This is a genomic window from Streptomyces sp. NPDC051322 (assembly GCF_040689485.1).
Classification (GTDB): domain Bacteria; phylum Actinomycetota; class Actinomycetes; order Streptomycetales; family Streptomycetaceae; genus Streptomyces.
The window spans coordinates 15,332-41,137 of sequence record NZ_JBFBAK010000005.1; the positions used below are offsets into that span (position 1 = coordinate 15,332).

General features: G+C 70.2%; 16 protein-coding genes. 9 read left to right on the forward strand and 7 right to left on the reverse strand.

Going from position 1 to position 25,806, the window contains the following annotated elements; all coding sequences use genetic code 11:
* Positions 1-30: 30 nt before the first annotated feature.
* On the reverse strand, positions 31-429 hold the full coding sequence (locus AB0436_RS13410) for an Rv3235 family protein (protein ID WP_366467981.1): 399 nt from the start codon (positions 427-429) through the stop codon (positions 31-33).
* A 312-nt stretch (positions 430-741) separates the two neighbouring features.
* Here AB0436_RS13410 and AB0436_RS13415 point away from each other — a divergent pair, with 312 nt between their 5' ends.
* The 3 genes from AB0436_RS13415 (at position 742) to AB0436_RS13425 (ending at position 7,392) form a co-directional block, all read left to right on the forward strand.
* Entirely contained in the window at positions 742-1,248 is a 507-nt protein-coding gene (locus tag AB0436_RS13415) for a hypothetical protein (protein ID WP_366467982.1), read from the forward strand.
* Positions 1,249-1,325: 77 nt separating this feature from the next.
* Entirely contained in the window at positions 1,326-2,012 is a 687-nt protein-coding gene (locus AB0436_RS13420; RefSeq protein WP_366467983.1) for an HAD family hydrolase, read from the forward strand.
* 361 nt (positions 2,013-2,373) lie between these two features.
* A complete protein-coding gene (locus AB0436_RS13425) occupies positions 2,374-7,392 on the forward strand; it encodes an NAD-glutamate dehydrogenase (RefSeq protein ID WP_366467984.1) in 5,019 nt (1,672 codons plus the stop codon).
* Positions 7,393-7,509: 117 nt separating this feature from the next.
* On the opposite strand, the gene AB0436_RS13430 is transcribed toward AB0436_RS13425, so the two are convergent.
* Both AB0436_RS13430 and AB0436_RS13435 read right to left on the reverse strand, forming a co-directional pair.
* The gene (locus AB0436_RS13430) at positions 7,510-8,283 is read right to left on the reverse strand and encodes an ABC transporter ATP-binding protein (RefSeq protein ID WP_366467985.1); all 774 of its coding nucleotides are present in this window, start codon (positions 8,281-8,283) and stop codon (positions 7,510-7,512) included.
* The gene (locus AB0436_RS13435; RefSeq protein ID WP_366468307.1) at positions 8,276-9,163 is read right to left on the reverse strand and encodes an ABC transporter permease; all 888 of its coding nucleotides are present in this window, start codon (positions 9,161-9,163) and stop codon (positions 8,276-8,278) included. The genes AB0436_RS13430 and AB0436_RS13435 overlap by 8 nt, the downstream gene beginning before the upstream one ends.
* A 204-nt stretch (positions 9,164-9,367) precedes the next feature.
* Here AB0436_RS13435 and AB0436_RS13440 point away from each other — a divergent pair, with 204 nt between their 5' ends.
* The 3 genes from AB0436_RS13440 to AB0436_RS13450 all read left to right on the forward strand — a co-directional run bounded on the left by AB0436_RS13440 (position 9,368) and on the right by AB0436_RS13450 (position 13,553).
* On the forward strand, positions 9,368-9,976 hold the full coding sequence (locus tag AB0436_RS13440) for a TetR/AcrR family transcriptional regulator (RefSeq protein ID WP_366467986.1): 609 nt from the start codon (positions 9,368-9,370) through the stop codon (positions 9,974-9,976).
* A 110-nt stretch (positions 9,977-10,086) separates the two neighbouring features.
* Positions 10,087-11,430: a hypothetical protein gene (locus AB0436_RS13445; RefSeq protein WP_366467988.1), complete on the forward strand. Its 1,344-nt coding sequence runs from the start codon at positions 10,087-10,089 to the stop codon at positions 11,428-11,430.
* Positions 11,431-11,552: 122 nt separating this feature from the next.
* Positions 11,553-13,553, forward strand: coding sequence for a glycosyltransferase family 2 protein (locus AB0436_RS13450; RefSeq protein ID WP_366467989.1), 2,001 nt, complete (start codon positions 11,553-11,555; stop codon positions 13,551-13,553).
* A gap of 114 nt (positions 13,554-13,667) precedes the next feature.
* Here AB0436_RS13450 and AB0436_RS13455 read toward each other — a convergent pair whose 3' ends face one another.
* The 4 genes from AB0436_RS13455 to AB0436_RS13470 all read right to left on the reverse strand — a co-directional run bounded on the left by AB0436_RS13455 (position 13,668) and on the right by AB0436_RS13470 (position 20,825).
* Positions 13,668-14,624, reverse strand: a complete 957-nt coding sequence (locus tag AB0436_RS13455; RefSeq protein WP_366467990.1) for a carbohydrate ABC transporter permease — start codon at positions 14,622-14,624, stop codon at positions 13,668-13,670.
* The gene (locus AB0436_RS13460) at positions 14,621-15,970 is read right to left on the reverse strand and encodes a sugar ABC transporter permease (RefSeq protein ID WP_366467992.1); all 1,350 of its coding nucleotides are present in this window, start codon (positions 15,968-15,970) and stop codon (positions 14,621-14,623) included. Before AB0436_RS13460 ends, AB0436_RS13455 begins: the two co-directional genes overlap by 4 nt.
* 7 nt (positions 15,971-15,977) lie before the next feature.
* Complete coding sequence (locus AB0436_RS13465) at positions 15,978-17,363, reverse strand: ABC transporter substrate-binding protein (protein WP_366467993.1); 1,386 nt, start codon at positions 17,361-17,363, stop codon at positions 15,978-15,980.
* 156 nt (positions 17,364-17,519) lie between these two features.
* The gene (locus tag AB0436_RS13470) at positions 17,520-20,825 is read right to left on the reverse strand and encodes an FtsK/SpoIIIE domain-containing protein (protein ID WP_366467994.1); all 3,306 of its coding nucleotides are present in this window, start codon (positions 20,823-20,825) and stop codon (positions 17,520-17,522) included.
* 409 nt (positions 20,826-21,234) lie between these two features.
* On the opposite strand from AB0436_RS13470, the gene AB0436_RS13475 reads away from it, so the two are divergent.
* The 3 genes from AB0436_RS13475 to prfB all read left to right on the forward strand — a co-directional run bounded on the left by AB0436_RS13475 (position 21,235) and on the right by prfB (position 25,470).
* Positions 21,235-22,857, forward strand: a complete 1,623-nt coding sequence (locus tag AB0436_RS13475; protein ID WP_366467995.1) for a serine/threonine-protein kinase — start codon at positions 21,235-21,237, stop codon at positions 22,855-22,857.
* Between the two features lie 189 nt (positions 22,858-23,046).
* Positions 23,047-24,300, forward strand: a complete 1,254-nt coding sequence (locus AB0436_RS13480) for a serine/threonine-protein kinase (RefSeq protein WP_366467996.1) — start codon at positions 23,047-23,049, stop codon at positions 24,298-24,300.
* Between the two features lie 63 nt (positions 24,301-24,363).
* Positions 24,364-25,470, forward strand: a complete 1,107-nt coding sequence (gene prfB / locus AB0436_RS13485; protein WP_366467997.1) for a peptide chain release factor 2 — start codon at positions 24,364-24,366, stop codon at positions 25,468-25,470.
* The last annotated feature ends 336 nt before the right edge of the window (positions 25,471-25,806 follow it).

Sequence of the window (25,806 nt, forward strand, 5' to 3'; positions counted from 1 at the left end):
CACCGCAGAGGTGCCGGCCCCGGCTCGCGCTCAGACCCCCACCCGCTCGCCACCGAGCTCGATTGCCGCACACCGCCAGCGCAGGTCGGCGCCCTGCTCGAGACGGAAGGCCATGGCCTGTACGTGCTCGCCGGTACCGATCCGCGCGAAGGCCTCGATCACACCGGGGGCCGGCACGAATTCGCCGCAGTGGCGCACGACCGGCCTGATCCCCGGGGCCCGCAGCGGTGTGCCGGGCGCCAGCCGCACCAGCTGGTCGTAGGCCTCGCCGATGGTGTGCCCGAGCATCCAGTGCACCGGCCGTTGCCCGCTGAGCACGGCGAGGAGCCGCTCGGCGAACCAGTAGTGCGGTTTGAGGCGCCGCCGCTGACGCGGGGTGGTGCTGGGCCTCTGGTGATCGTGCCTGCCCGCCGGCCTGGTCCGGTCCATGACGTACGTGCCCCGCTCTGCCGGGCCCGGTGTTCGTACCGGGCGGTAACTTCTGCTGATCTTCTTCTACGGCCGGGACGGAGGCCGTGGCAAGGAGCGTCACCCCCAGCCGGCGGGGGTGTGAGAGTTCACCTATCCGAGTGACGGGGCGGAGTACGCAGGCGCGCGTGCCGCGTCACAGGTACCCGCGGGATGGACGGGTCGGTGGCTCGCATCGGCACCCCGAAGGGGGACTCCGTACGTATTCTTGAACCGCCTCCACCTGGGCGCTCGACCGATGAGCGCTCGCACCGACGACGAAAGCGGCCGGCCATGCGTGTGTATGTCCCAACGACCCTCCCCGGTCTCGCGGCGGTGTACGCGGCGGGCGAGCTCGGTCCGGGGCCGCTCACCGCCTATGCGGTCACCCCCGGCCTGCGCGAGTGGTATGTGTCGGACGACATCGAGGAGCTGGAGTACGCCGCGCTCAACCGGGCGGCTTCCGCTTCGCTGAGGCTGCTGGCCGGTGCGCCGGACACCGCGCGCCGCCGGGTGGTGGTCGCTGTGGACGTGCCCGACCAGGATGCGGTGGCCGACCCGGACCGCGGCCTCGAAGCGAGTGCACTGGGCGAAGTGCGGATCGCTTCCGCGGTACCGCTGGCCAAGGCCGCTGCCGTGCATGTCGACGCGGACGACGCGGAGGCCGATGTCGCCGCAGCGGCCGCGGCGCTGGGGGCCGCGGACCACGGGGACGACGACGCACAGTTCACTGTGGACGGGGCCGAGGACCACGAGCTGCTCTGGTTCGGGGTGCAGGAGACCCCGAACCTGATCGGCTGATCCGGTCGGCTGTCGGTGCCGGCGGGTACGGTTCTGGGCATGGGGGAGTTGCACGCGGGCTGAGTAGGGGGGCAGAGATGGATACACATGCGGTCGCGGCCGTGCAGGCGCGCGCCACCCACCTCGTCTGGGACTGGAACGGCACGCTGTTCCACGACATCGACGCGGTGATCGACGCCACCAACGCCTCGTTCGCCGAGGTCGGCCTGAGCCCGATCACGCTGGAGCGTTACCGCGAGCTGTACTGCGTACCGGTTCCGCGGTTCTACGAGCGGTTGATGGGGCGACTGCCCACCGACGCCGAGTGGAGCGTGATGGACGAGGCGTTTCACCGGCACTACTGGGCGCTCGCCGAGCACGCCCGGCTCGCCGTGGGAGCCGAGCAGTTGCTGACCGACTGGCAGGCCGCGGGGCTGACCCAGTCGTTGTGTTCGCTGGCGCCGCACGACCATCTGATACCGATCGTCCGGACGCACGGTATCGAGCAGCGGTTCATCCGGGTGGACGGCAGGATCGGGTCGTCGAGCGCTGGCAAGGCGGAGCAGATGGTGCGCCATCTGGCCGCGCTGGAGGGCGTGGCGCCGGAGCAGGTCGTGGTGATCGGCGACGCGGTCGACGACGCCGTGGCGGCGGCCCACGCCGGGGCGCAGGCAGTGCTCTATACCGGCGGCTCGCACAGCCGGGCCGGTCTGGAGGCCGCAGGGGTGCCCGTGGTGGATTCGCTGGCCGATGCCGTGCGGGTGGCCCGCTCTCTGACGGAGTAGCCGGGGCAGCCCGGGAGCCGGTGGATCGCAACTGGCCGAAGCGTCCAAATTCGGCGGCCGGACTTGGACAGATCCGGCTCATGACGCCCACCGGTCAGGGAGCGATAGCCTTGGCTCGTGATCAGCGCGATATCTCGCGGGGGCATCGACGCCTCTGCCCTGCGCCCGGAGGACCACCGTCTCCGGGCGATCGCTGACATCCAGAACCCGGACCGGCCTCTCAAATTGGCCAATAACGTCACGGGCATCTCTCATTGCGGCATAACGTCGACTTCGACCGGATACCCCGCGTCGTGGTCGTGGCGTTGGACCGCTTCTTTCACCTACGTCACGCAACGGCGCGCGACAGGAGCCAGAGGACATGCAGACCAAGCTGGACGAAGCCAAGGCCGAACTGCTCGCACGCGCGGCCCTGGTAGCTGAGAAGAGCCCTGCCGGAGGGCAATTTCCGAGCGGGGCAACGGGCGGCGAGAGTCCCGACCAGGACGCCGTCCTCGCGTATCTCCAGCGCTACTACCTGCACACCGCACCGGAGGACGTGGACGACCGCGATCCGGTCGATGTCTTCGGAGCGGCACTCTCGCACTACCGGCTGGCAGAGAAGCGGCCGCAGGGCACCGCGAACGTCAGGGTGCACACCCCGACTGTCGAGGAGAACGGCTGGACCTGCAGCCACTCGGTCGTCGAAGTGGTCACCGACGACATGCCCTTCCTTGTGGACTCGGTCACCAATGAGCTGTCCCGCCAGGGCCGTGGCATCCATGTGGTGATTCACCCGCAGGTTCTGGTCCGCCGGGACATCACCGGGAAGCTCCTCCAGGTGCTCGACAAGGGCGAGAAGATCCAGGGCGTGCACGACGCCCTCGTGGAGTCCTGGATCCATGTGGAGATCGACCGGGAGACCGACCGCTCCGACCTGAAGCAGATCACCGACGATCTGCTGCGGGTGCTCTCGGACGTCCGGGAGGCAGTCGAGGACTGGGAGAAGATGCGCGACTCCGCGCTGCGCATCGCTGATGAGCTGCCTGCCGAGCCGACCGCGGAAGATCTGCCCGACGAGGAGGTCGAGGAGGCCCGTGAGCTGCTCCGCTGGCTCGCCACCGATCACTTCACCTTCCTCGGATACCGCGAGTACGCGCTGACCGAGGACGACTCGCTCGCCGCGGTGGCGGGCACCGGCCTGGGCATCCTGCGCTCCGACCCGCACCACAGCGCCGAGGACACGCACCCCGTGTCGCCCTCCTTCGGCCGGCTGCCGGCGGACGCCCGCGCGAAGGCGCGTGAGCACAGGCAGCTGGTGCTCACCAAGGCCAACAGCCGCTCGACGGTCCACCGGCGTAGCTACCTCGACTACGTCGGAGTGAAGAAGTTCGACGCCAAGGGCAACGTGGTCGGCGAGCGCCGCTTCCTCGGTCTCTTCTCGTCCGCCGCGTACACCGAGTCCGTGCGCCGGGTGCCCGTCATCCGCCGCAAGGTCGCCGAAGTGCTGGAAGGCGCGGGCTTCACGCCCAACAGCCACGACGGCCGCGATCTGATGCAGATCCTGGAGACCTACCCGCGCGACGAGCTCTTCCAGACGCCCGTCGACCAGCTGCGCTCCATCGTCACCAGCGTGCTGTACCTCCAGGAGCGGCGCAGGCTGCGGCTGTATCTCCGCCGGGACGAATACGGGCGCTACTACTCCGCGCTGATCTATCTGCCGCGCGACCGCTACACCACCGGTGTGCGGCTGCGGCTCATCGACATCCTCAAGGAGGAGCTCGGCGGCACCAACGTCGACTTCACCGCCTGGAACACCGAGTCGATCCTCTCCCGCCTGCACTTCGTGGTGCGGGTGCCGGTGGGCACCGAGCTGCCCCAGCTCACTGACACCGACACCGAACGCATCGAGAAGCGTCTGGTCGAAGCCGCTCGTTCCTGGGCCGACGGCTTCTCCGAGGCGCTGAACGCCGAGTGCGGCGAGGAGCGCGCGGCCGAGTTGCTGCGCCGTTACGGTCAGGCCTTCACCGAGGGGTACAAGGCCGACCACTCACCGCGGGCCGCGGTGGCCGACCTCGGCCACCTGGAACAGCTGACGCAGGGCGAGCAGGACTTCGCTCTCTCGCTGTACGAGCCGGTCGGCGCCGCCCCCGGGGAGCGCCGCTTCAAGATCTACCGGGCCGGCACCCAGGTCTCGCTGTCGGCGGTGCTGCCGGCGCTCCAGAAGCTGGGTGTCGAGGTCACCGACGAGCGCCCCTACGAGCTGCGCTGCGCGGACCGCACGCATGCCTGGATCTACGACTTCGGGCTCCGGCTGCCGCAGCCCCTGGCCGGCGGGGGCGGCGGCAGCGAACTGCTCGCCGACGACGCGCGCGACCGCTTCCAGGACGCCTTCGCGGCCACCTGGACCGGGCAGGCGGAGAACGACGGCTTCAACGCCCTGGTGCTGGGCGCCGGGCTGACCTGGCGGCAGGCGATGGTGCTGCGCGCCTACGCCAAGTACCTGCGGCAGGCCGGGTCCACCTTCAGCCAGGACTACATGGAGGACACCCTCTGCAACAACGTCCACACCACCAGGCTGCTGGTCTCCCTCTTCGAGGCGCGGATGGCCCCCCACCGGCAGCGGGCCGGCACCGAGCTGATCGACGGACTGCTCGAAGAGCTTGAGGGTGCCCTGGATCAGGTCGCGAGCCTGGACGAGGACCGGATCCTGCGCTCCTTCCTCACGGTCATCAAGGCCACCTTGCGGACCAATTACTTCCAGAGCGCCGGCGGCGGAAGCGAAAGCGGGGGTCAGAGCGCCGGCGGCGGAAGCAAGGGTGCGGCGGCGCAGGCCGGCCGGCCGCACGCCTACGTCTCGATGAAGTTCGACCCGCAGGCCATCCCCGACCTGCCCGCCCCCCGCCCGGCGTACGAGATCTGGGTGTACTCGCCCCGCGTCGAGGGTGTGCACCTGCGTTTCGGCAAGGTCGCCCGCGGTGGTCTGCGCTGGTCCGACCGGCGCGAGGACTTCCGTACGGAGATCCTCGGCCTGGTCAAGGCGCAGATGGTGAAGAACACCGTCATCGTGCCGGTGGGCGCCAAGGGCGGCTTCGTCGCCAAGCAGTTGCCGGATCCTTCGGTGGACCGCGATGCCTGGCTCGCCGAGGGCATCGCCGCCTACAAGATGTTCATCTCCGCGCTGCTCGACATCACCGACAACCTGGTGGCGGGTGAGGTCGTACCCCCCGCCGACGTGGTCCGCCACGACGGGGACGACACGTACCTCGTGGTCGCTGCCGACAAGGGCACCGCGACCTTCTCCGACATCGCCAACGAGGTGGCCGGCTCCTACAACTTCTGGCTGGGTGACGCCTTCGCCTCCGGTGGTTCCGCCGGCTACGACCACAAGGGCATGGGCATCACCGCACGTGGCGCCTGGGAGTCCGTCAAGCGGCACTTCAGGGAGCTGGGCCACGACACCCAGTCGGAGGACTTCACCACCGTCGGCGTCGGCGACATGTCCGGTGACGTCTTCGGCAACGGGATGCTGCTCTCCGAGCACATCCGTCTGGTCGCGGCCTTCGACCACCGGCACATCTTCATCGACCCGACCCCCGACGCGGCCACCTCGTACGCGGAGCGGCGGCGGATGTTCGACCTCCCGCGTTCCTCGTGGGCGGACTACGACAAGAGCCTGCTGTCGGCGGGCGGCGGCATCCACCCCCGTTCGGCCAAGTCGATCCCGGTCAACGCGCACATGCGCGAAGCGCTCGGCATCGAGCCGGGCGTGGTCAAGCTGACGCCGGCCGACTTGATGAAGGCCATCCTCAAGGCCCCGGTGGACCTGCTGTGGAACGGCGGCATCGGTACGTATGTGAAGTCCTCCGCGGAAACGCACGCCGAGGTCGGCGACAAGGCGAACGACGCGATCCGGGTCGATGGTGTGGACGTGCGCGCCAAGGTCATCGGCGAGGGCGGCAACCTGGGGCTGACCCAGCTCGGCCGCATCGAGTACGCCAGGTCCGGCGCCGACGGCTCGGGCGGCAGCTGCAACACCGACGCCATCGACAACAGCGCGGGCGTGGACACCTCCGACCACGAGGTGAACATCAAGATCCTGCTGAACGGTCTGGTCACCGACGGCGACCTGACCGTCAAGCAGCGCAACAAGATCCTCGCCGGCATGACCGACGAGGTCGGCCGGCTGGTGTTGCGCAACAACTACGCGCAGAACACCGCGCTCGCCAACGCCAAGGCCCAGGCGCCCTCGCTGCTCCACGCCCACCAGCGCGTCATGCGCCGGCTGGCCAGGGACGGCCACCTGGACAGGGCACTGGAGTTCCTGCCGACCGACCGGCAGATCCGTGAACTCCTCAATGCCGGCAAGGGTCTGAGTCAGCCCGAGCTCGCGGTGCTGCTCGCCTACACCAAGATCACGGCAGCCCAGGAGCTGATCACCACCGATCTGCCGGACGCCCCGTATCTGCAGGATCTGGTGCACCGCTACTTCCCCCAGGAACTGCGCGATCGCTACCCCGAAGCGATCGCCGGGCATCCGCTGCGCCGCGAGATCATCACCACGGTGCTGGTCAACGACACGGTGAACAGCGGAGGTTCGACCTTCCTGCACCGGCTGCGGGAGGAGACCGGCGCATCGATCGAGGAGATCGTGCGGGCCCAGTTCGCGGCCCGTGAGATCTTCGGGCTCGCTCAGGTCTGGGACGCCGTGGAGGAGCTCGACTCCAAGGTCGATGCCGATGTGCAGACCCGCATCCGGCTGCACTCGCGCCGGCTGGTCGAGCGCGGCGCCCGATGGCTGCTCGGCAACCGCCCGCAGCCGCTGGAGCTCAGCGACACCATCGACTTCTTCACCGAAGGGGTGGAGCAGGTCCGTTCCGAGCTGCCGAATCTGCTCAAGGGCGTCGACCTCGAGTGGTATCAGCGCATCCTCGACACACTGACCGAGGTCGGGGTGCCGGAGGAGCTGGCGCGCCGGGTGGCCGGGTTCTCGTCCGTCTTCCCCGCGCTCGACATCGTGGCGATCGCGGACCGCACGGATACCGCGCCGATGACGGTCGCCGAGGTGTACTACGACCTCGCCGACCGGCTGACGATCACCAAGCTGATGGACCGGATCAGCGAGTTGCCGCGGGCCGACCGCTGGCAGTCCATGGCCCGCGCCTCCATCCGTGAGGACCTGTACGCGGTGCATGCCGGGCTCACCCAGGACGTGCTGTCGGTGGGTGACGGGTCGGCGTCCCCGGAGGAGCGGTACAAGGCCTGGGAGGAGAAGAACGCGTCGATCCTGGGGCGTTCACGCTCCACGCTGGAGGAGATCCAGTCCTCCGACGCGTTCGACCTGGCGAATCTGTCGGTCGCCATGCGGACCATGCGGACCCTGCTGCGCACGCACGTGTGATGCGGCGGCCGACCCGCGGCCGACGCTGACGAGCGTCCGACAGCGGCTTTCGCAGCCCGGCCCCGCCTGGTGGTTCTCCAGGCGGGGCCGGGCTGCGCTGTCAGCAGAGGCGGTGGCCTATTTCCTGGTGTAGTTCTCGTATACGGCGATGACCTCCTCGGCCGGCCCGTCCATCCGCACGGTCCCCGACTCCAGCCAGATGGCCCGCTCGCAGCTGTCGGTGATCGACTTGTTGCTGTGGCTGACCAGGAAGACGGTGCCGGCCTGCGCACGCAGCTCCTCGATGCGCCGGCGGCTCCGGTTCTGGAACTTCGCGTCGCCGGTGGACAGCGCCTCGTCGATCATCAGTACGTCGTGGCTCTTGGCGGCGGCGATCGAGAAGCGCAGCCGGGCGCCCATACCGGACGAGTACGTCCGCATCGGCAGCGAGATGAAGTCGCCCTTCTCGTTGATCCCGGAGAAGTCGACGATGCCCGGGTACCGCTCGCGTACCTCTTCCCGGCTCATGCCCATCGCGAGTCCGCCGAGGATGACGTTGCGTTCGCCGGTCAGATCGCTCATCAGCGCGGCGTTGACCCCGAGCAGTGACGGCTGGCCCTGGGTGAAGACCCGCCCGCGGGCGGGCGGGAGCAGTCCGGCGATGGCCTTCAGCAGGGTGGACTTGCCTGAGCCGTTGGAGCCGATCAGGCCGATCGCCTCCCCCCGGTGGGCGACGAAGCTGACGCCCTTCACGGCGTGCACCTCGCGTACGCCGGGGCGGGGTTTGCGGCTGACGATCCTGTTCAGCGCCGAGGTCGCGGTGCCCTTGCCGGCTCCGCTGCCGTACACCTTGTAGACGACATGGACGTCGTCGACGATCACTGTGGGGGCCGGTGAGCCGTTCTCAGCCACGTCCGTACTGCTCCTCTGCCTGCCAGAAATAGATGAAGCCGCCCACCCCGGCGACGGCCGCCCAGCCGATCGCGAGGGCCCAGACATGCGGGGGAAGCTGGGAGGCGGTGAAGCTCTCGACGAGCGCGAAGCGCACCAGGTCGATGTAGACGGCGGCCGGGTTGGCCTGCAGCGCCAGCAGCACGATATGCGGGAGGTGGTCGCTGGCCAGCACCTTCTTGATGCTCCACATCACGCCGGAGACGTACATCCAGGTACGCATGATGAAGGGCATCAGCTGGGAGATGTCCGGCGTCTTGGCGGCCAGCCGGGCCATGACCATGGACAGCCCGGTGTTGAACACTGTCTGCAGGACCAGCGCCGGGACGACGAGCAACCAGGCCGGCTTCGGGTATTCGCCGAAGCAGACCAGGATGACGACCAGCGCGCCCATCGAGAAGAGCAGCTGCTGAAACTGCTGGACGGCGTAGGCGATGGGCAGCGAGGCACGCGGGAAGTGCAGGGCGCGCACCAGCCCCAGGCTGCCGCTGATGGCGCGGGTGCCGGTCTGGATCGAGTTGTTGGTGAAGGTCCAGATGAAGACGCCGGTGACCAGGAACGGGATGAAGTCGGGGACGCCTCGGCTGGTGCCGAGCAGCACCCCGAAGATGAAGTAGTAGACGGCTGCGTTCAGCAGCGGCGTCATGATCTGCCAGATCTGGCCCAGCTTGGCCTGGCTGTACTGCGCGGTCAGCCGGGCCGTCGCGAAGGCCGTGATGAAGTGCCTGCGGCTCCAGACCTGGCGGATGTATGAACCGAGGGGCGGCCGGGCGCCGCTGACGGTCAGGCCATAGGCAGCGGCCAGTTCACCGGGGCTCCGGGGGTCCGGCTGCGGGGGGATCTCCGGCGCTTGCGCCTGTGGCGCGGGCGCGGCCGGGACGGTGTTGGGGCTCACGGCAGTCGCTTTCGACAGAAGGAGGGAGGGCGGGGCGACGGGAGCATGACGAGGTAAGACGTTGGGACGGGTCCGTATCGTCGTAACGCTGACAGTAAGACGCCCTGACGTCGAAACGCAACCGTTGCGTCGTCACGTAACATCGCCGGTATGACTTCCAGCGCTCCCCGCCCGCCCCGCCGAGCCCCCGCCGGAGCCGCCGTGCTCCGGGAGGATGTGACGGAGGCGATCCGCGCGGCCGTCTTCGAGGAGCTGGCCGCGGTCGGCTTCTCCCGGATGTCGATCGAGGGCATCGCGCGCCGGGCGGGCGTCGGCAAGACCGCCGTCTATCGCCGTTGGAAGTCGAAGCTGCACCTGGTGCTCGACCTGGTCACCGCGTTCGCGGCGCAGGGCCTGCCGGCGCCCGCGACCGGTTCGCTGTACGGAGATGTGCGCGCGCTCCTGGCAGTGGCCTCGCACGCGCTGCGGCACCCCGTCGCCTCCCAGGTCATCCCCGACCTGCTGGTCGAGGCGGCACGTCAGCCGGAGATCGCGGACGCCATCAAAGCGGCGCTGCTCGACCAGCAGAAGGGGGTGGCCGCCGCGGTGGTCCGTGCTGCGGTCGCCCGCGGCGAGCTCCCCGAGGGCACGGATCCCGAGCGGACACTCGAGCTGATCGTCGGCCCGCTGTACTGGCGGCTCGTGGTGGTCAGGGACGGCCTCCCCAAGGGGTATTTGGACGGTCTCGCGGCGGCGGCGGTTGCGGGGCTCAAGGCCTGATCCGGCGCGATTCCCTCCGCCATGCCGGCGCAGGCGTGGCGGGTGGTGCGCTGGTCCGGTTGGGGCCGTGCCGCGTGACCCGGGCAAGGTGATCGGCGTTGCGCTTCTTCATGCACCGACTTTTCCTTCCCGCCGTTCGCCGCCCCCGCTCGCTCGTCGCGTGGTTCCTTCTCATCGCCGCGGCGTTCGCGCTCACCCAGCTGTTCCAGGTCACCGGCCGGGCGACGTCGGACACGCGTCACTACGTGTCGTACAGCCTGATGCTGTCGGGTCAGAGCCGCGAGCAGGCGGCCGCCCACACCATCGACTTCTACTGTGCGAGTCAGCGGGCCCGGGGCGCGCAGGCGGACCGGCTGGACCTGAGGAAGTTCACCGATCCGGGCAACGGCGAACGTTCCTACCGGGCCTGCCGCAAGAACGCCGAGAACAGGGTGCGCACGGTCACCGAGCAAGGTGGTGTGTCCGGGTACATGTCACTGTTCGCGACGCCGCGGATGTCCGCGATCTTCGTGGCGCGTCCCGCGTACCCCGCCTTCCTGGTGCCGTTCATCGCCGCCCTGGGGATCACCTGGGGACTGTGGGCCGCCGCGGTCGCCGTCACGGTGGCTGCCAGCGCCCTGGTTGTGGCGGTACTGCGCACGCTGGGGACCGGTGTGCCCGTCGCGCTCGCCGGACAGGTTCTCTACTACGCGCTGCCGATCGGAGCGCAGTCCATGCGGCCGATGACCGAGGGCTTGATGCTGGTGGGCGTGCTGACCGTGGTGCTGGGCTGCGTGGGCCTGCTCCACCGGCCCGAGCACTCGTGGCGGTGGGTGGGGGCCGCTGCTGCCGGCTTCGCGCTGGCCGCACTGGCCAAGTACTCCCAGACGTTGCTGCTCGCGGGCTGTCTGGCGTTGGCCCTGCTCGGCGTCGCTGCGGCACGCCGCTCCCGGGGCTGTCCGGTACCCCGGAACCTGACCCTGCTTCTCGGGTTGTGCGCGGGGGCGGCCGTACTGGTGCAGACCGGCATCGGCGTGCTGCACCTGCCGTCCACCCGGGACAGCATGCAGGACCTGTTGGCGTTCCACTTCAGCCGTCCGGACGTCGCCGACCCCTGGCACCGCTTCCTGCTGCTGAGCCGCAACTTCTGGACCGAATGGCTGCGCGATCAGTGCGTCGAGCCGTTGACGGTGGCGCTGCTGGCGACCGGGGTCTGGGGCGTACTGCGCCGGGGGCGCGCCCTTGCGGCGGTGGTGCTGGCCGTGGGAATCGCCGGACTGATCAACCAGGCGGGGCACCCCGACGTGTCGGTGGGCCCCCGGCTGATGGTGCTCGTGTGGGTGCTGCCCGTTGTCGGACTGCCACTGCTGTGGTCGGGGCGGGCGCCCTGGCAGGCGCCCGGAGGCGTGGTGGCTCGGCAGAGCCCGGTCCAGCAGCCGGAACCGGCCGTGTCGGCGGCCGGAAAGGGCGTCTGAGGACGCGGACTCTCGTCAGGACGACAACAAAGCAAACAATCATTCAATAGGAAATGTCTGAAATGGTAGTAATGTGCCTGAGGTGGTGGGGGTGATCCTGCGGCGGGAGTGAGTGCACAAGCATGACGATCAAGGTCAGCGTGGTCATCCCGGTCTACAATCCGGGCCCGTACATCGAGGACTGCATCGCGTCGCTGCTCCGGCAGAGCCTCCCCCAGGACGCGTACGAGGTCGTCTTCGTCAATGACGGTTCGACGGACGGCACCCCGGCCCGGCTGGACGCGCTCGCCGCGGAGCACCCGAACATCCGGGTCATCCATCAGGAGAACTCCGGCTGGGCGGGCAAACCGCGCAACGTCGGGATCGAGGCCTCGACCGGTGAGTTCGTGATGTTCGTCGACAACGACGACTGGCTCAGCGACGAAGCCCTGGAGCGCATGTATGCCTACGGCGTCGAGCATGCGGCGGATGTCGTCGTGGGCAAGATGGCGGGCCGCGGCCGGCCGGTGCCACGCGAGCTGTTCCGGACGAACAGGCCGCGCGCCACGGTGAAGAACGCGCCGCTGATCGACAGTCTCACCCCGCACAAGATGTTCCGGCGGGCCTTCCTCGAACAGCACGGGCTGCGTTTTCCCGAGGGACGGCGCCGGCTCGAGGACCACGTCTTCGTCACCGAGGCCTATCTGACCGCGGGCAGTGTCGCGGTACTGAGCGACTACGTCTGTTATCACCACGTCAGGCGGGACGACGCCGCCAACGCCGGTTTCCAGCAGCTGGACCCGGTGGGCTACTTCCGCAATCTGCGGGAGGCACTCGACGTGGTGGCGAAGTACACGGAACCGGGGCCGCTGAGAGACAAGCTGCACCGGCGCTGGTTCCGCAACGAGATGATCGAGCGGATGCGCGGCAGGCGATTGCTGGCCATGCCGGACGGCTATCGGCAGCAGATGTTCCAGGAGATGCACAAGGTGGTGGTCGAATACTTCGGCCCGGGTGTCCTGGCGGGCATGGCTCCCATGCAGCAGATCGTCGGCGCGCTCATCACGGCGGACAGTTACCGGGATGTCGAGGAGTGCGCCCGATGGGAGAAGACCATCGGCGCCCATGCCGAACTGACCGGCCTGACCTGGCAGGACGGCGCCCTGGAGGTGGAATTCACCGCCGGGATGCTGGCCGGGAAGAAACCCGTTCAGCTGCACGGTGCGGTGGGTGAGGAACTGGTCCGACTGCCGGCCGGGCTGGACGGCAGCGACACCTTTGCGCAGCTCGGCGTCCGCCCGGACGCCCGGGTCGACGCGTCGAAGGCCGAAGTGGTGGTGCGGGAGCGGTCCACCGCGGCCGAGTTCTACCAGCCCGTCGAATTCAGCCGGGAGCGCGTGCAGGGCGCCGGGCAGGACGACGTACGGATGGTGCTGCGGGCGAAGGCGACGGTCTCCCCCGAGACCGCTGCCGGCGGTGAACCGCTGACCCGGGGGGTCTGGGACGTCGTGGTCCGCGTGCACCTGGCCGGGTGGACCAAGGATGTCCGGCTCGGATCGGCCCGGAGCGAGGCGGCCGCCCAGGGCTGCCGGGCTGCCGTGGTAGGCGAGCCGGCCCGACTGGTTCTGCCGTACTGGACCACCCCCCACGGCAATCTGTCGCTGGACATCGGCCGCACGACCGGTGGACTGACCGGCCAGTTCGGCGAACTCGACCGACGGGACCTGTGCGTACTGCCGGAACCGCTGCTGCTCGAAGCGCGGCTCCCGGTGTGGCAGGCCGCCGCCACGGTCCCCGCCGTACTGCACCTCACCGAGCAGTCCGGCTCCCGGCGCACGGTGCGGGTGGCGGCCACGCTGGCCGCCACGGACGATCCCGGCCGTTCGCTGCTGCGCGCCGAACGGCCGGAACAGCCGCTGACCGGCGGGAACTGGGGAATGGCGGTGAGTCTGGGGGAGGGCGACGAACGTCCGACGCGGTTGCCGTTCGTGCTGACTGTCGCGGCGGGAACCGGCGCGCTCACCATCCGGGCGGTTCCTGAGCGGCCGGCGAAGAAGCACGCCCCCTTCGCCCGGAGGTTCGCGCCCCGCTTCGTGCGGCGGATGGTGCGCAAGGTCCGTGGGCAGGCGGCCGGTTCGCACTGAAACGGCCGACTGAAGCATCCCGCCGGGCCTCCCCGCCATGGCTTCACGCCGGGCCTTCCGCCGGGCGCTGCCGCCGGAGCTTACGGCGCCCGGCTCGGCCGGGCACCGTAAGCGCTACTTGACCGCGCCCGCCATCACTCCGTTCACGAACTGCCGCTGGAACGCGAAGAAGACCGCCAGCGGGATCACCATCGAGACGAACGCGCCCGGCGCCAGCACATCGATGTTGTTGCCGAACTGCCTGACCTGCTGCTGGAGCGCCACGGTGATCGGCGGGTGTTTGGAGTCCGCGAAGATCAGCGCGACCAGCATGTCGTTCCACACCCACAGGAACTGGAAGATGCCGAGCGAGGCGATGGCCGGGCCGCCCAGCGGCATGACGACGCGCGTGAAGAGCCGGACTTCGCCCGCCCCGTCCAGCCGCGCCGCTTCGAGGAGTTCCTTGGGGATCTCGGCGAAGAAGTTCCGCAGCAGGAAGATCGCGAAGGGCAGACCGAAGGCCACATGGAAGATGACCACACCCGCTGTGGTCTCGAAGAGGCCGATCTCGCCGAAGAGCTTCGACACCGGGATCAGTGCGACCTGCACCGGCACGACCAGCAGGCCGACCACGATCAGGAACCACCAGTCGCGGCCGGGGAAATCCATCCAGGCGAAGGCGTATCCGGCCAGTGACCCGATCACCACGACCAGCACGGTCGCCGGGACGGTGATCTCGATGGTGCTGAGCAGCGAGTCGGTGATGACCTTGTTGTCGAGGATCTTGGAGTAGTTGTCGAAGGTGAGTTGGGAAGGGGCGGTGAACACCTTCCACCAGCCGGTCGCCGCGATGTCCGAAGGACCGCGCAGCGAGGACAGCAGCAGACCGATGGTCGGCATCAGCCAGAAGAGGCCGACCAGCACGAGGAAGACCCGCATCACGCTGCCGCCCGCGCGGGCGGCGATGCGTGTGGCCAGCGGCTGCTTCGGCCGGGTCACCGGGACCGTCGGCGCCCCACCCGTGGAACTGCCGTCGGCCGGAGCGCCGTCGTGCGGAGCCCCGTCTGCCGGGACCTGGGCCGCGGTGGTCATCGGCGCCCCTCCTTCCGCATCCGGCGGATGTTGACGAGCATGATCGGTACGACCAGCAGCAGCAGCAGGACGGCGATCGCGCTGCCGACGCCCAGATCCGCGTCCGTGCCGAACGAGGAGCGGTAGAGCTGCAGGGCGAGCACGTTCGCGTCGTCCTGCGAGGAGCCCGGCGCGATGATGAAGACCAGGTCGAAGATCTTCAACACATTGATCATCAGGGTGACCATGACCACCGCGAGGACCGGACCCAGCAGCGGAATGGTGATCCGGCGGAAGACCTGCCACTCGTTGGCGCCGTCCACCCGGGCCTGTTCCAGCAGTTCGCGGGGGAGTCCGGCCAGTCCTGCGGCGATCAGCACCATGGCGAAGCCGGCCCACATCCAGACGTAACTGCCGATGATCGACGGGGTGACCAGGGTCGGGCCGAGCCAGTTGGCACCGTTGTACGGCTCGCGGAAGTTGGAGTCGGGCAGCTTCAGCCGGGCCCCGTCCGCCTTCGCGGGCAGGGTGAAGGTGCCGTCGGCCGATGCCTTGGCGCTGGCCACCACCTTGCCGTCCTTGACCGCCTGGATGGTGACGCCCTTGAGGCCGAGCTCCTTCGGGTCGATGACGTTGGGCTTGCCACCGCCGCCCAGGGTGAAGTCGAGCCAGGCGGTGCCGGTGATCGAACCGCCGGCCGGCTTCGCCGCTTCGGCGGGCTTCGCCGACGAGGGCATCTTCGTCGGGAGCACACCGACCAGCGGCAGCTGCACCGGAGTGCCCGCGCTCACCGGCTGCTTGGTGATGAACGAGCCGCCGCCGCCCGCCTTGATCGGTGCCACTGGCAGCGGGTGCGCACCCGGGTAACCGGCCGATTCGGCGAAGGTGTCGTGTACGCCGACCCAGACTGCGTTGGCGACGCCGCGACCCGGGTCCTGCTCGTACACCAGCCGGAAGATGATGCCTGCCGCGAGCATCGAGATCGCCATCGGCATGAAGACGACCAGTTTGAAAGCGGTGCCCCAGCGGACCCGTTCGGTGAGGACGGCGAAGATCAGGCCGAGCACGGTGGCAACGGTCGGTGCCACCACCACCCATATCGCGGTGTTCTTGATCGCGGTGCGGATGGCGTCGTCGGTGAAGAGCGATCTGTAGTTGTCGATGCCGATGAAATGGGAGCCTGCCTGGTCGAAGAACGACCGGTAGACCGAGTACCCGATCGGGTAGACGACGAGCGCACCGAGCAGCACGAGTGCGGGCAGCAGGAAGCCGACCGCCATTGCTTTACGTGTGCCTGTCACGCTCTTGCGCGGCTTTCCCGCGGGGGGCGCCGAGTTGATCGCGCCCCCCGCCACAGCAGAGGTCATCGCGCCGTCAGTTCTTGTAGGCCTTGGCCGCGTCGGACTCCAGTTTCTGCTGGGTGCCCGCGATGTCCTTCGGGTTCTTCAGGAAGTCCTGCAGGTCCTTCCACTCGCCCTTGCCCGGCGTACCGCCGAAGGACTGCGGTGCCTGGTCGGACATGTCGAAGCGGATGTCGTCGCCCGCCGCGATCAGCGCCTCGGCGATGGTGCGCTGGACGTCGTTCGGGTATGCCGCGGTGTCCAGGCCCTTGTTGGGCGAGACGAAGCCACCCGAGGACGCCGCGATCTTCGCCGCGTCGGTGGAGGCCAGCCAGGTCAGCAGTGCCTGGGCGCCCTTGGAGTCCTTGAGGATCACCGCCGCGTCGCCGCCGGTGACCACCGGGGACTTGGCGCCCACGGCCGGGAACGGGAACACCTTGGCGTCGGTGCCGACCTTCGCCTTGGTCTGGGCGATGTTCGTCTGCGCGAAGTCGCCCTCGAAGACCATTGCCCCCTTGGGCTGGTCACCGCCGGTGAAGGTCTGGGTGACGGACGCGGGGAACTCGGTCTGCAGCGCGCCGTCCGCGCCGCCCGAGATCAGCGACGGCTTCCCGAACAGCTGCGCCAGAGTGGTGAGCGCCGCCTTCACCGAAGGATCGGTCCATTTGATCTTGTGCTGGGCGAGCTGGTCGTACTTGTCGGGGCCGGCCTGCGAGAGATAGATGTTCTCGAACCAGTCGGTCAGGGTCCAGCCGTCCGCGCCGCCGACCGAGACCGGGGTGACACCCGAGGCCGAGATCGTCTGGGCGGTCTTCATGAAGTCGGGCCAGGTCTTGGGCACAGTGGCGCCCGCGTTCTGGAACGCCTTGGTGTTGTACCAGACCAGGGACTTGTTGGCGGCCTTGAAATAGACGCCGTACTGCTTGCCGTCGACCGCGCCGAGGTCCTTCCAGACCTGCGCGTAGTTCTTGTCCAGCTCCGCCTTGGTCGCGGCGTCCACCGGCTTCGCCCACTTCTTGGCGACGGCCTGGGTGATCGCGCCGACCTGCGGCATCATCGCCACATCGGGCGGGGCGCCGCCGGCGATCTTCGTACCGAGGAAGTTGACGATCGGGTCCTGCGCCGGGACGAAGGTGACCGATGCACCGGTGCGCTTCTCGAACTCCTTGAGGACCTTGATGAAGTTCGCCTGCTCGGGGCCGGTCCACACGGCTGCGACCTCGAGCTTGGTGCCGTTGAGCTTGGGCAGCTGCACCCCGGAGGCAGGCGCGCTGCTCTTGTCCGCGGCTGCGCCACCGCCGTCGCCCTTCTTGCCGTCGCTGCCGCATCCCGCGGCGAGGACCAGCGACCCGGCGGCGACGACCGCCAGAACGGCCCTGCGTGAGCGTAGAGCTGTACTTGCTGTGCCAGATGTGCGCATCTGTGCCCCGACCTCTCCCATGCGCGTGCGGTCGGCGCGCCCATGACGTCGGCGACGCCGTTGTCCCGTGGGCTCAGTCCTACGCCCCGGCACTTGAGCGCCGCAATACCACTCCTGGGGTCCCTCACCTGATCGTGATGGGCCTGTGACGTTACGTCAGTCCGTCAGCGACGCGACGGGTATCGCGTCCACCGACCGGGCCGCCCGCTCGAGCGCGCTGGCCAGCAACGCCAAGTCAGTGGGCCCGTTGCCCAGTTCACGCACCGGCCGACGGGTCGGCGGGTCGCCCATGCGTTCCCACTCCAGTGGTACGACGGTGGGCCGCAGTGTGCCGGTGCGCGGGATGCGGCCGGTGACCCGGCCGCCCTGGAACGGTGTCACCCCGCGGTCGGGGCGGCCCAGCCGGCCGCGGCCCGGTGACGGGGCATCGGGCGCGGGGGCCACGGGTGGCGGGTCGAGAATCACCCGCAGCCGGCTGAACCGCGCGAGTTCGGTGTCCTCGGTACGGTCCGGGCGCGCGGACGCTGCGATGAGGTGCACGCCGAGGCGTTCGCCGTCCCTGGCCACGGCGTCCAGGGCCCGCACCACCGAACCGGCCGCGGGGCGTCCGGGGCTGCCGAGTGCCGGGGCGACCAGTGCGTCGAAATCGTCGACCAGGACGACGAGCCGGGGCAGCGGGGTGGGGCCCGGCACGGCCGCCGCGAGGGCGGCGGCGGGGCGCAGCCGCAGGGTGCCGCTGGGGGAGTCGAGTTCGCCGTACGGGTCGTCCGCTCCGGCGGGCCACCTGCCGGCCTGCCGGCCTGCCGCGTCGTGGCGCCGGTGCCATGCGGTGAAGTCGTCCTTGCCGACCAGTTCGGACCTGCGTTTGAGCTCGGCGCCGAGCGCCTGCGCGAACTCCCGCATCCTGACCGGGTCCGACGCCACCAGATGGGTCGAGGCATGCGGCAGATCCGTACAGACCCGCAGCCCGTCCCCGCGTTCGCCGCCTGCTCCGTCGACCAGGATGAGGGCGAGCCGGTCGGGGCGGCCCGCGGCGGCCAGCGAGGCGGCGGCGGCGCGCAGCAGTTCCGTACGGCCGCTGCCCGCCGGGCCCTCGATCAGCAGATGTGGTCCTTCGGTGGCCAGGTCCACGGTGACCGGGCCGCGCGGGCCTGCCCCCAGTACCGCGGTGGCATCGGCGGCGGACGCCCAGCGCGCCATGAGCGATGCGGGGGTGGCACGGGCCAGCCCCAGTTCGTCGAGCAGCCGGGCCGACGGAGGCAGCGCGGCGGTCTGCCGCGCGGTTGATCCACTGACCTGGCCGTCCGCGCGCAGCGGGGCCAGGGCCCTGCCGAACCGCTCGGCCCAGGCCGCCGACACCGCGTCCACCACGGCCGGTGTGCCGCGGCCGGCGGACTGCCCGCCGGCCGTACGCAGCAGCCGCAGGGTGGTCGCCACATCGCCGCTCAACAGGGCGGCGGCCCCGCACTCACGGAAGGCGAGGGAGGCGGCGCAGGCCGTCTCATAGGTCGCCTCCAGCGGCGACGCGGGGGAGGCGGGTGGCGTTTCGGCGAGACACAGCAGGTGGATGCCGGCTGCGGCGCCCGCGGACGCCAGTCGGGCGGTGGTCTCGCGCAGCGTCGCCGATCCGGGATCGCCGTCCACGACCACCACGGTGTACGGGCCCTCGTGCTGCTCGGCGGCCGCGGACACCGCCTCGGTGCCGGCCGAAGCCCAGCCGGTGCCCAGCGGGCCGTCATCCAGGCGGCGCACCAGCTCGGCGGTCCGAGCGGTGGCCTGCTCCCGGTCGTAGGAGAGCAGTAGCCGGCAGTCCTGCCCGTGGGCCGGCCGCGCATGGGGGAGCCAGCCGAGCCATGACCAGTCGGTTCTGCGCGCTTGCACCGAGCGGGCGCGGTCCGTGCTGATCAGCACGATCTCCAGGTCGGTCGGGGAGTGCAGGGCCGCGAGCTGGGCGATGACCGAACGGGCCAGCCCGGTGAGCCGCTCGCGGGGGCCGGCGAGCCCGAGCGAACCGGCTTCCCGCAGCGATACGGTCACCGGCACCGCGGGCAGCACGCCCAGCGGCCCCGGTCCGCTGCGGTCCGCCGTGCCGAGCCGGACGACGAGCGCTTCGCGGTGGCCGGGCCCGCGCTCCCACAGCCGGGGGCCCGGGCCGAGCGCGGTCAGCAGCAGCGAGGCCGGGTCCGGCCAGGCGTCGGGGGCGGGCGGCTGGGCGACGGGGCGGCCCGGGTCACTCGTACGGTCGGGGCCGGTGGCCTGGACGGGCACCCGGTCGCGCACCGGGTCGGGCCTGCCGCCCGCCAGCCGCCTCGCCCAGGCCCCTATCCCACCGCGCCTGCGGAAGGTGTCCGCGTCACTGTCCGGCAGCGGCTCGCCGGCCCGCTCGTGCTCGACCGGCACCCGGGTACCGCGCGCGGGCGTGCCCTGGCGGCCCCGGGTGCTGAATCCGGGGTCCTGTGCGTACGCGGCGGCGGCTTCGTCGTACAGGTTGCTGTAGGGGTCGCGGACCGTCTCGTCGCCGCGGTCGCTGACCCGCCGGGAGCCTGGCCCTGCCTGCACCGGGATGCGGCCCGATCCGGCGCCACCGTGCCCGGAGTCCCCGGCGGGACGGCGGTCGGCGGGCTGCTGCGGTACGGGCTGCCGGGGTGCGGGCTGCTGGGGCGCGGCCGGTCCGGCGGCGGGCCCGGGGGCGGGACGCGCGGGTGTGGCGCCGGGCGCGGCGCTCCGGTCCGATCCGGGGCTACCGGGGGCCGTTTCCCCCGCACCGATACCGCCCGCACCGATCCCGTCCGCACTGCCGCGGGCCACTCGCAGGTGACCTTCCCCGTCCGGCACCGCGGCCGGCGCACCGCCGTCCGCCTGGCCCGCAGCGTCCGCCGAGGCGATCCGCAGGGCGGATTCACCGACCCTCAGCAGCGACCCCGGGGTGAAACGGACCGGGCGTTCGCCCACCTCCGCGCCGTCCAGCGTGGTGCCGTTGGTCGAGCCCAGATCGGCGACGGTGACCCGGCCGTCGTCCGCGACCGTCACCGCGCAGTGCAGCCGCGACACGTCGGGGTCGTCCAGCGGAACATCGGCGTCGCCGGAGCGGCCGATCCGGATCTGACCGCCGTGCAGCAGGTGCACACCGCCCGCATCGGGCCCGGCGACCACATGCAGCTGGGCGGCCGCGCCGGCGCCGTGGTCCTCTTCCTCGGCGGGGAACTGGAGCGAGAGCACCGCACCGTCCACCAGGGGTGGCTCGCCCAGCACACTGCGCTGCAGGTCGAGGCGGAGCCGTCCCGCGTAGAGCACGACGCTGTTCGAGCCCGGGCCGTCCGGCCCCGCGACCGCGGTGGCCAGGCCCGACGCCACGGTGGCCAGAGGCGCCCCGGCGGGGGCGGTGACGACCACGTCACAGGAGCGCGCCTCGGACGCGGATCGGCCGCTGCGCGGCGCGAGGACGGTCAGCCGGATCTGCATAGCCGTCAGCGGTCCCTTCTGCGGAGGGTGCCTGGCAGGGGGCTGCTGCCCTGTGATCTCCCCCACCCGACAGGTCGGCACGGATCGCGGGGCTCCCGACCCCGACATCTCCGTGCTTCAGGCATCCTCGCACCTGCCACCGACAACACGCCCGGGGGTAGCCGCCAAGTGATCTTGAATGGTCGGCTCTGAACCCAAAAGTGCCTGCTTGAGACCACGAACGGACTACGCGCCCCGACTGCCCGGCAACCATCGGCACGGTGCTCGCGTCTTCACAGCGGACACAGCCGGCCCACCCTCCGAAGATCCCCGACAGTGATTTCGCCGGCGGCATTACAGTGGGGCGGACATCCGGGCGGCGGGGGCCGGTGGACCACGCAAGGACGACGATCAGCAGGGAGCGCATGACGTGCGGCCCGTAGGCAGCAAGTACCTGCTCGAGGAACCGCTCGGCCGCGGCGCCACGGGCACTGTTTGGCGAGCCAGTCAGAGGGAGACCGCGGGCGCCGAGGCGGCCGTGCAGGGCCGGCCGGGCGAAACCGTCGCGATCAAGGTCCTCAAGGAGGAACTCGCCGGCGACCCTGACGTGGTCATGCGCTTTCTGCGTGAACGCTCCGTCCTGCTGCGTCTCACCCACCCGAACATCGTGCGCACCCGCGACCTGGTCGTCGAGGGTGATCTGCTCGCCCTCGTCATGGACCTGGTCGACGGCCCGGACCTGCACCGTTACCTTCGTGAGAACGGCCCGTTCAGCCCGATGGCCGCCGCACTGCTCACCGCACAGGTGGCGGACGCACTGGCCGCCAGTCACGCGGACGGCGTGGTGCACCGCGACCTGAAACCGGCCAACGTGCTGGTGAAGCAGGATGCCGACGGACAGATGCACCCGATGCTGACTGACTTCGGTATCGCGCGGCTCGCGGACTCGCCGGGGCTGACCCGTACCCACGAATTCGTCGGCACGCCCGCCTACGTGGCGCCGGAGTCCGCCGAGGGCCGGCCGCAGACCTCCGCCGTCGACATCTACGGCGCGGGCATCCTGCTGTACGAGCTGGTCACCGGCCGCCCGCCGTTCGCCGGCGGTACCGCGCTCGAGGTGCTCCAGCGTCATCTGAGCGAGGAGCCGCGCCGCCCGACCACCGTCCCCGACGCGTTGTGGACGGTCATCGAGCGCTGCCTCAGCAAGGACCCCGACCGCCGCCCGAGTGCCGAGAACCTCGCCAGGGGGCTGCGTACGGTCGCCGAGGGTGTCGGCGTGCACGCGTCAGCGGCGCAGGTGGCTGCCGCGCTGGGCGTGGGCGCGCTGCTGGCACCCGATCCGGCGCCCGCCGCGGTCCCCGACACACCGGGGGCGGCCGACCCGACCCAGGTGCTCCCGAGCGACGCGGGTGCGTACGACCCCAATGCGCGCACCAGCGTGCTGCCGAGCTCCGGCACGGCGGACCCGACGGCTGTGCTGCCACCGATGCCGCAGTCGGGGCCGGGGAACCAGGCGCCGGACCAGCCCGAGCAGCCGCACCCGTGGCAGAGCCAGCTGAGCGCGGCCCGCGACCGCAACGAGCAGACTCAGGTGCAGTACCTGGACCCGAGCCAGGACCCGCTGCGCCACCGCCCGCAGCGCCGGCAGCAGCCGCAGCAGTACCCGCCGCAACAACCGCAGCAGCAATACCAGTCACAGCAGCCTCGTCAGCAGTACGCTCCCCAACAGCCCCAGCAGCAGTACGCGCCTCAGCGGCAGCAGCGCCCGCAGCAGCAGTACGCGCCGCCGCAGCAGCCCCAGGCCCCCGCCCAGCGGGAGCCCCGGCAGCCGAGGCAGCGCAGCTCCAACCCGATGAAGATCCCCGGCCTCGGCTGCCTCAAGGGCTGCCTTTTCATGGTCGTCATCCTCTTCGTCGGCTCGTGGCTCATCTGGGAACTGACCCCGCTCCAGGACTGGATCGGCACCTCGAAGAGCTTCTTCGCGGAGATCGCCGACGGATACCACTCGGTCAAGGACTTCCTTCAGGGCATCGGCGGATCGACGGGCAACTGACCCGCGCCGCCGGGCCCTTATCCGGGCCGGTCTGTCAACATGTCGACTTCTGCGGGACGAAATACCCCGCAGAAGTGAAGGTCGGTGCCAACCGGGGCAGTGAACACCCCGACGCCCGCGTATTTTGAGAGCGAGTGTCCGGGGGCCAGCCCCCGCACAGGCACAGCGCCAGCCGCTGAGGGAGCAGTCTTGGCACGGAAGATCGGCAGCCGGTACACCGCTCACCAGATCCTGGGACGGGGGAGCGCCGGCACGGTGTGGCTGGGTGACGGGCCCGAGGGACCGGTCGCCATCAAGCTGCTGCGCGAGGACCTCGCCGCCGACCAGGAGCTCGTCGGCCGCTTCGTCCAGGAACGCACCGCCCTGCTCGGTCTCGACCACCCGCACGTCGTCGCGGTACGCGATCTCGTCGTGGACGGCAACGACCTCGCCCTGGTCATGGACCTCGTCCGCGGTACCGACCTGCGCACCCGGCTGGACCGCGAGCGCCGCCTGAGTCCCGAGGCCGCCGTGGCGATCGTCGCGGACATCGCCGACGGTCTCGCCGCCGCGCACAAGGCGGGCATCGTGCACCGGGACGTCAAACCCGAGAACATCCTGCTCGACATGCAGGGCCCGCTCGGTCCGGGCGGTTCGCACCCGGCGCTGCTCACCGACTTCGGTGTGGCCAAACTCATCGACGTCCCGCGCCGCACCCGGGCGACCAAAATCATCGGTACGCCCGACTACCTCGCCCCGGAGATCATCGAGGGCCTCCCGCCACGCGCCTCCGTCGACATCTACGCCCTGGCGACCGTCCTGTACGAACTCCTGGCCGGCTTCACTCCCTTCGGTGGCGGTCACCCCGGCGCGGTGCTGCGACGCCATGTCACCGAGACGGTCGTCCCGCTCCCCGGCATCCCGGACGACCTCTGGCAGCTTCTCGTCCAGTGCCTCGCCAAGGCCCCGGCGTCGCGGCTGCGCGCATCGGAGCTCGGCGAGCGGCTGCGTGCGCAGCTCCCGCACCTCGCGGGCATCCCCCCGCTGGACGTCGACGAGCCCGACGAGTCGGAATCCGAGGAGCAGCCGTACGAGGAGGCGTCGTACGAGCCCTCCAACCCCGCCGAGCCGCGCCGACGCGGCGCGGTACCGCTGGTCCCCGGCTCCTCCCCGGACTCCAACCGGGACACCCACACCAGCATGCGCGTCCCCGGCCCCGACGAACTGGCCGGCGGCCCCCTCGGCACCGCCCGCGCCCCCCGCTCCCCGAGCCTGCGCCAGCCGGGTTCGGCGCGCCACCGATCCTCCGCCGAGGCGGTCCGGCGGCGCCGTATCAAACTGGGCGCGGCCACCCTGGTCGCGGCTGTGGCACTGGGCATCGGAGGCTGGCTGGCCACCTCGTCGAGCGACCACGGGGGTGCCCCCTCCCAGGACAACCGGCAGTCGGCGCCGTCCCAGCGCTAGCGGAGCCTCCGCCCCTTCCGGAGCCCGGGGAAGGACCTTGCTCCGAGCCGTTACGCTGGTGGCGTGGCAGTCGTCGATGTATCCGAAGAGCTGAAAACCCTCTCCTCGACCATGGGGTCGATCGAGGCCGTCCTGGACCTCGACAAGATGAGGGCCGATATCGCCGTGCTCGAGGAGCAGGCCGCGGCACCGTCCCTGTGGGACGACCCGGAAGCGGCGCAGAAGATCACCAGCAAGCTTTCCCACCTGCAGGCCGAGGTCCGTAAGACCGCGGCGCTGCGATCGCGGATCGATGATCTGAGCGTGCTCTTCGAGCTCGCCGAGGCCGAGGACGACGCCGACACCCAGGCCGAGGCCGAGTCGGAGCTCGTCGCAGTGCGCAAGGCACTGGACGAGATGGAGGTCCGCACGCTGCTCTCCGGCGAGTACGACGCGCGCGAGGCGCTCGTCAACATCCGGGCCGAGGCCGGCGGCGTCGATGCCGCCGACTTCGCGGAGCAGCTGCAGCGCATGTATCTGCGGTGGGCCGAGCGGCACAGCTACAGCACCGAGGTCTACGAGACGTCGTACGCGGAAGAGGCCGGCATCAAGTCGACCACCTTCGTGGTCAAGGCGCCGTACGCCTACGGCACGCTCTCCGTCGAGCAGGGCACCCACCGGCTCGTGCGGATCTCGCCGTTCGACAACCAGGGCCGCCGCCAGACGTCCTTCGCCGGCGTCGAGGTACTGCCGGTGGTCGAGCAGACCGACCACATCGAGATCGACGAGACCGAGTTGCGGGTGGACGTCTATCGCGCCTCGGGCCCCGGCGGTCAGGGGGTCAACACCACCGACTCCGCGGTGCGGCTGACCCACATCCCGACCGGCATCGTGGTCTCCTGCCAGAACGAGCGCTCGCAGATCCAGAACAAGGCCAGCGCGATGAACGTCCTGCAGGCGAAGCTCCTCGAGCGCCGCCGCCAGGAGGAGCAGGCGCTGATGGACTCGCTCAAGGGCGACGGTGGCAACTCCTGGGGCAACCAGATGCGTTCGTACGTCCTGCACCCTTACCAGATGGTCAAGGACCTCCGTACCGAATTCGAGGTCGGCAACCCTCAGTCGGTGCTCGACGGCGAGATCGACGGCTTTCTCGAGGCCGGAATTCGCTGGCGCAAGCAGCAGGAGAAGTAGCCGGCCCACCAGTTGGCGTTTTGTCGACATTGTCGATCAGGGAACTGCCGTCCTGTGGACGGCAGTTCTTCTTTTCCGTCACAGTCGTATTCCCGTACGCCGGGCAAGTCGCCGCAAGCCGGGCATCGCGCCCGCAACGTCCTTGACGCGGTCTTTAAAACTGGGAAGGGTGACACGCGGCATGCGTATTTCTGGGGCGCGTGTGATCGGGGGGCGCGACACACACCCCTTACGGCCCGCCTGCCCCGTGCGCTGCACCATTAACGATGAGCTACTGGGGGTAGCAGCCAGATGACCAAAAAGACGCGGATTCGCGTAGCGCGCATAGCCGCCGGC

Excerpts from the sequence above, each read along its gene's own strand:
- AB0436_RS13470 (WP_366467994.1), bottom strand. The coding sequence starts at position 20,825 with ATGCAGATCCGGCTGACCGTCCTCGCGCCGCGCAGCGGCCGATCCGCG.
- AB0436_RS13455 (WP_366467990.1), bottom strand. The coding sequence starts at position 14,624 with ATGACCACCGCGGCCCAGGTCCCGGCAGACGGGGCTCCGCACGACGGC.
- AB0436_RS13425 (WP_366467984.1), top strand. The coding sequence starts at position 2,374 with ATGCAGACCAAGCTGGACGAAGCCAAGGCCGAACTGCTCGCACGCGCG.
- AB0436_RS13450 (WP_366467989.1), top strand. The coding sequence starts at position 11,553 with ATGACGATCAAGGTCAGCGTGGTCATCCCGGTCTACAATCCGGGCCCG.
- AB0436_RS13445 (WP_366467988.1), top strand. The coding sequence starts at position 10,087 with ATGCACCGACTTTTCCTTCCCGCCGTTCGCCGCCCCCGCTCGCTCGTC.
- AB0436_RS13440 (WP_366467986.1), top strand. The coding sequence starts at position 9,368 with ATGACTTCCAGCGCTCCCCGCCCGCCCCGCCGAGCCCCCGCCGGAGCC.
- AB0436_RS13460 (WP_366467992.1), bottom strand. The coding sequence starts at position 15,970 with ATGACCTCTGCTGTGGCGGGGGGCGCGATCAACTCGGCGCCCCCCGCG.
- AB0436_RS13420 (WP_366467983.1), top strand. The coding sequence starts at position 1,326 with ATGGATACACATGCGGTCGCGGCCGTGCAGGCGCGCGCCACCCACCTC.
- AB0436_RS13415 (WP_366467982.1), top strand. The coding sequence starts at position 742 with ATGCGTGTGTATGTCCCAACGACCCTCCCCGGTCTCGCGGCGGTGTAC.
- AB0436_RS13465 (WP_366467993.1), bottom strand. The coding sequence starts at position 17,363 with ATGCGCACATCTGGCACAGCAAGTACAGCTCTACGCTCACGCAGGGCC.
- AB0436_RS13410 (WP_366467981.1), bottom strand. The coding sequence starts at position 429 with ATGGACCGGACCAGGCCGGCGGGCAGGCACGATCACCAGAGGCCCAGC.